The organism is Amycolatopsis nivea (assembly GCF_004522235.1).
Lineage (GTDB): Bacteria > Actinomycetota > Actinomycetes > Mycobacteriales > Pseudonocardiaceae > Amycolatopsis > Amycolatopsis nivea.
This window is the reverse complement of sequence record NZ_SDLT01000094.1, coordinates 1-3,003: the sequence shown is the minus strand read 5'-3', so window position 1 is coordinate 3,003 and position 3,003 is coordinate 1. Positions and strand designations below refer to the sequence as shown.

The window sequence follows — 3,003 nt, the reverse complement described above, 5'->3', positions numbered from 1 at the left end:
CCCGCGGTCGAAAACGGCCGGGCCGCGCCGCCGCGTCCGCCCGGACGGCCCCCGCTGCCGCAGCGGCGCCGGCAGCAGAACCTCGTCCCGCAACTGCGCGGCGACCGGCCGGCACCGGAATCCGACGAGGTCCGCGAGGATTCGCCGGAGCAGGCCCGCTCCCGGCTCAGCGCGTTCCAGCAGGGCACCCGGCGGGCCCGCGAGGCCGATCCCGGGCACGACAACAGGTACGGAGATCGCGACTGATGGCGAACAACGGCGTCAACGAGCTCGACTGGCTGCTCGACGACCTCGTGCAGCGGGTCGCCGGCGCGGACCGCGCGGTGGTGCTGTCCGCGGACGGGTTGCTGATCGGCCGGTCGGGCAATCTGTCCGAGGCGGACGCGGAGCACCTGTCCGCGGTCGCGTCGGCGTTCCAGAGCCTCGCCCGCGGCACCGGACGGCACTTCGGCGGCGGCAACGTGCGGCAGACGATGGTCGAGATGGACCACGCGTTCCTGTTCGTCACCGCGGCCGGCCGGGGCGCGTGCCTCGCGCTGCTGGCCGGGGTCGACGCGGACATGGGGCTCGTCGCCTACGAGATGAACCTGATGGTCAAGCGGGTCGGTGCGGTGCTCACCGCGGCGCCGCGGGCCGGAGCGGTCCAGCGGACCTCGCCATGACGGCGCAGGGCCGCGAATCCTGGTACGAGGACGAGGCCGGTCCGCTGGTGCGGTCCTACGCCGTCACCGGCGGGCGGACCCGGTCCGACACGCGCGGGCTCGACCTCATCACGCTCGTCGTCGCGTTGCGCGCCGCGAGCGAGACGCCCGGGCTCGAACCGGAGTACTCGCGCATTCTTTCCCTGTGCCAGCGCCCGGTTTCGGTCGCCGAGGTGGCCGCGCGGGTCGATCTCCCGCTGCCGGTGGTGAAGGTGCTGCTGAGCGATTTGATAGAACGCAACCTCGTGCTGTTCCGCACCGCGACGCCGGTGACCGACGCCCCCAGCCCCCACGTACTCCAGGCGGTTCTCGATGGCATCCGGAAACTCTGAGCCCCGCCGGTCGCTCACCGCGCAAGCGGTGAAGGTGCTCGTCGCGGGCGGGTTCGGGGTCGGCAAGACGACCCTGGTCGGCTCGGTCAGCGAGGTGCCGCCGCTGCGCACCGAAGAGGTGATCACCGCCGCGTCCGAGGGCGTGGACGACCTGTCCGGCGTCGAGGGCAAAACCACCACGACGGTCGCGCTCGACTTCGGCCGGATCACCATCAACCCCGAGCTGATCCTGTACCTCTTCGGCACGCCTGGGCAGGACCGGTTCTGGTTCATGTGGGACGAACTGGCCGAGGGCGCGCTCGGCGCGGTGGTGCTGGCGGACACGCGACGGCTCGAATCTTGTTTCCCCGCCGTGGATTTCTTCGAGCAGCGCGGGTTGCCGTTCGTGGTCGGGGTGAACTGCTTCGACGACGCTTACCGGTACGGGACCGAGGAAGTCCGCGGGGCGCTGGATCTGGATCCGCAGGTGCCGTTGCTGCTGTGCGACGCGCGGGAGCGGGATTCCACCAAGCAGGTGCTGACGGTGCTGATGGAGCACGCGCTCGGGCGGGCGATGCTCGTGAGCGGCAACCCCGGGTAAGTTCCCGGGATTGCCGCTCTCGGCGCGGTTTTTCAGCGGCGGCGCAGCTGGTCCAGGGAGGCCGCGCCCGGGCCGACCACCGCGATGACGAGGAAGATCCAGGCGAAGAGCGCGGCGGGCTCGCCCATGTTGTGCAGGGGCAGCAGGCCTTCCGGGGCGTGCACGGTGAAGTAGGCGTAGGCCATGACGCCGGAGAGCACGGTCGCGGAGACGCGGGTGAAGAGCCCAGCGAAGACGAAGACCGCGCCGACGACCTCGATCAGGCTGGCCCAGTAACCGGGCCACTGGCCGAAGGGGACCGCGCCGCCCGCGTTGTCGATGCCGCCGAAGAGCCCGAAGCCCATCAGGCCGTGGCAGAGGAAGAGGAACGACACCACGGCGCGGAAGAGGGCCAGTACGGTCGGGCGGACTCGGTCTGCCAGGGACTTCGTGGCCTCGGTCGTGGTGGCGGCTGCGGTCTTGGGGGCGGTGGTGGTGGTCATCTTGGGTCCCTCCCGGGTGGCTGTTGGCTGCCTTCTGCCTATGCGTCGAACGTGGCCGGCCGGGATCGACACATCGCCGGGAAGTTTTTTCGAGGCGGTGTTTGGGCTGGTCAGGGGGGCTGGCAGGGTGGGGGGATGGTGGTCAAGCGGAGTGCTGGGGTGTTGGTCTATCGGCGGGGCGCGGACGGGGTCGAGGTGTTGCTCGCGCATATGGGCGGGCCGTTCTGGGCCAAGAAGGATCTGGCGGCTTGGTCGTTGCCCAAGGGGGAGATCGAGGAGGGGGAGGAACCTGAGGCCGCGGCTCGGCGGGAGTTCGCTGAGGAGTTGGGGGTGGCGGTTCCGGACGGGGAATGGGTTTCGTTGGGGGAGGTTCGGCAGTCCGGGAAGGTGGTGACTGCTTGGGCGGTGGAGGGGGAGCTTGATCCTGGTGTCGTGGTGCCGGGGGTTTTCGAGATGGAGTGGCCGCCTCGGTCTGGGGTGATGCGGGAGTTTCCTGAGGTGGATCGGGTGGAGTGGTTTTCGCTTGAGGTGGCTCGGGAGAAGTTGGTTAAGGGGCAGCGGGGGTTTTTGGATCGGCTTGCTGTGCTGGAGTGATCGGCTCGTCGCCTGGCGGCGACATTGCTCTCTGTGGCGTGCGTGGGGCACCCCGAAGCTTGATTGTGCTGACGGTTNGGTTGCGTGGGGCACCCCGAAGCTTGATTGTGCTGACGGTTCGGGGGTGCTTGTCAAGGCGGGAAAGATGCCTTGACAAGCACCCCCGAACCGCAGGGAGGCTTCGTATCGGGGTGCGGGGGAGGGGCTGGGTGCCTCGCTCGTTGGGTGCACCGGCTGCGGCTGGGTGGCGGGGTTTGCGCCCCAATGTGGCATTGGGTGGGCCTGACCCGTTTTGACGGACATCCGAGATCAGG

Annotated in this window: 6 protein-coding genes; 5 read left to right on the top strand and 1 reads right to left on the bottom strand. The window is 69.6% G+C overall.

What is annotated here, in order from left to right; genetic code table 11:
* The 4 genes from EIZ44_RS44320 to EIZ44_RS44305 form a co-directional block, all read left to right on the top strand.
* On the top strand, positions 1-246 hold a 246-nt coding region (locus EIZ44_RS44320; protein WP_134734601.1), incomplete at its 5' end, for a hypothetical protein.
* Positions 246-662: a roadblock/LC7 domain-containing protein gene (locus tag EIZ44_RS44315; protein ID WP_009082431.1), complete on the top strand. Its 417-nt coding sequence runs from the start codon at positions 246-248 to the stop codon at positions 660-662. The genes EIZ44_RS44320 and EIZ44_RS44315, both read left to right, overlap by 1 nt.
* Positions 659-1,033 carry a DUF742 domain-containing protein gene (locus EIZ44_RS44310; protein ID WP_037815208.1) on the top strand — a complete coding sequence of 125 codons (375 nt, stop codon included), beginning with the start codon at positions 659-661 and terminating at the stop codon, positions 1,031-1,033. Before EIZ44_RS44315 ends, EIZ44_RS44310 begins: the two co-directional genes overlap by 4 nt.
* A complete protein-coding gene (locus EIZ44_RS44305; protein ID WP_009082429.1) occupies positions 1,014-1,613 on the top strand; it encodes a GTP-binding protein in 600 nt (199 codons plus the stop codon). Before EIZ44_RS44310 ends, EIZ44_RS44305 begins: the two co-directional genes overlap by 20 nt.
* Before the next feature lie 32 nt (positions 1,614-1,645).
* Here EIZ44_RS44305 and EIZ44_RS44300 read toward each other — a convergent pair whose 3' ends face one another.
* The gene (locus EIZ44_RS44300) at positions 1,646-2,095 is read right to left on the bottom strand and encodes a DoxX family protein (RefSeq protein ID WP_037815206.1); all 450 of its coding nucleotides are present in this window, start codon (positions 2,093-2,095) and stop codon (positions 1,646-1,648) included.
* Between the two features lie 135 nt (positions 2,096-2,230).
* On the opposite strand from EIZ44_RS44300, the gene EIZ44_RS44295 reads away from it, so the two are divergent.
* The gene (locus tag EIZ44_RS44295) at positions 2,231-2,689 is read left to right on the top strand and encodes an NUDIX hydrolase (RefSeq protein ID WP_134734600.1); all 459 of its coding nucleotides are present in this window, start codon (positions 2,231-2,233) and stop codon (positions 2,687-2,689) included.
* Positions 2,690-3,003 lie beyond the last annotated feature (314 nt).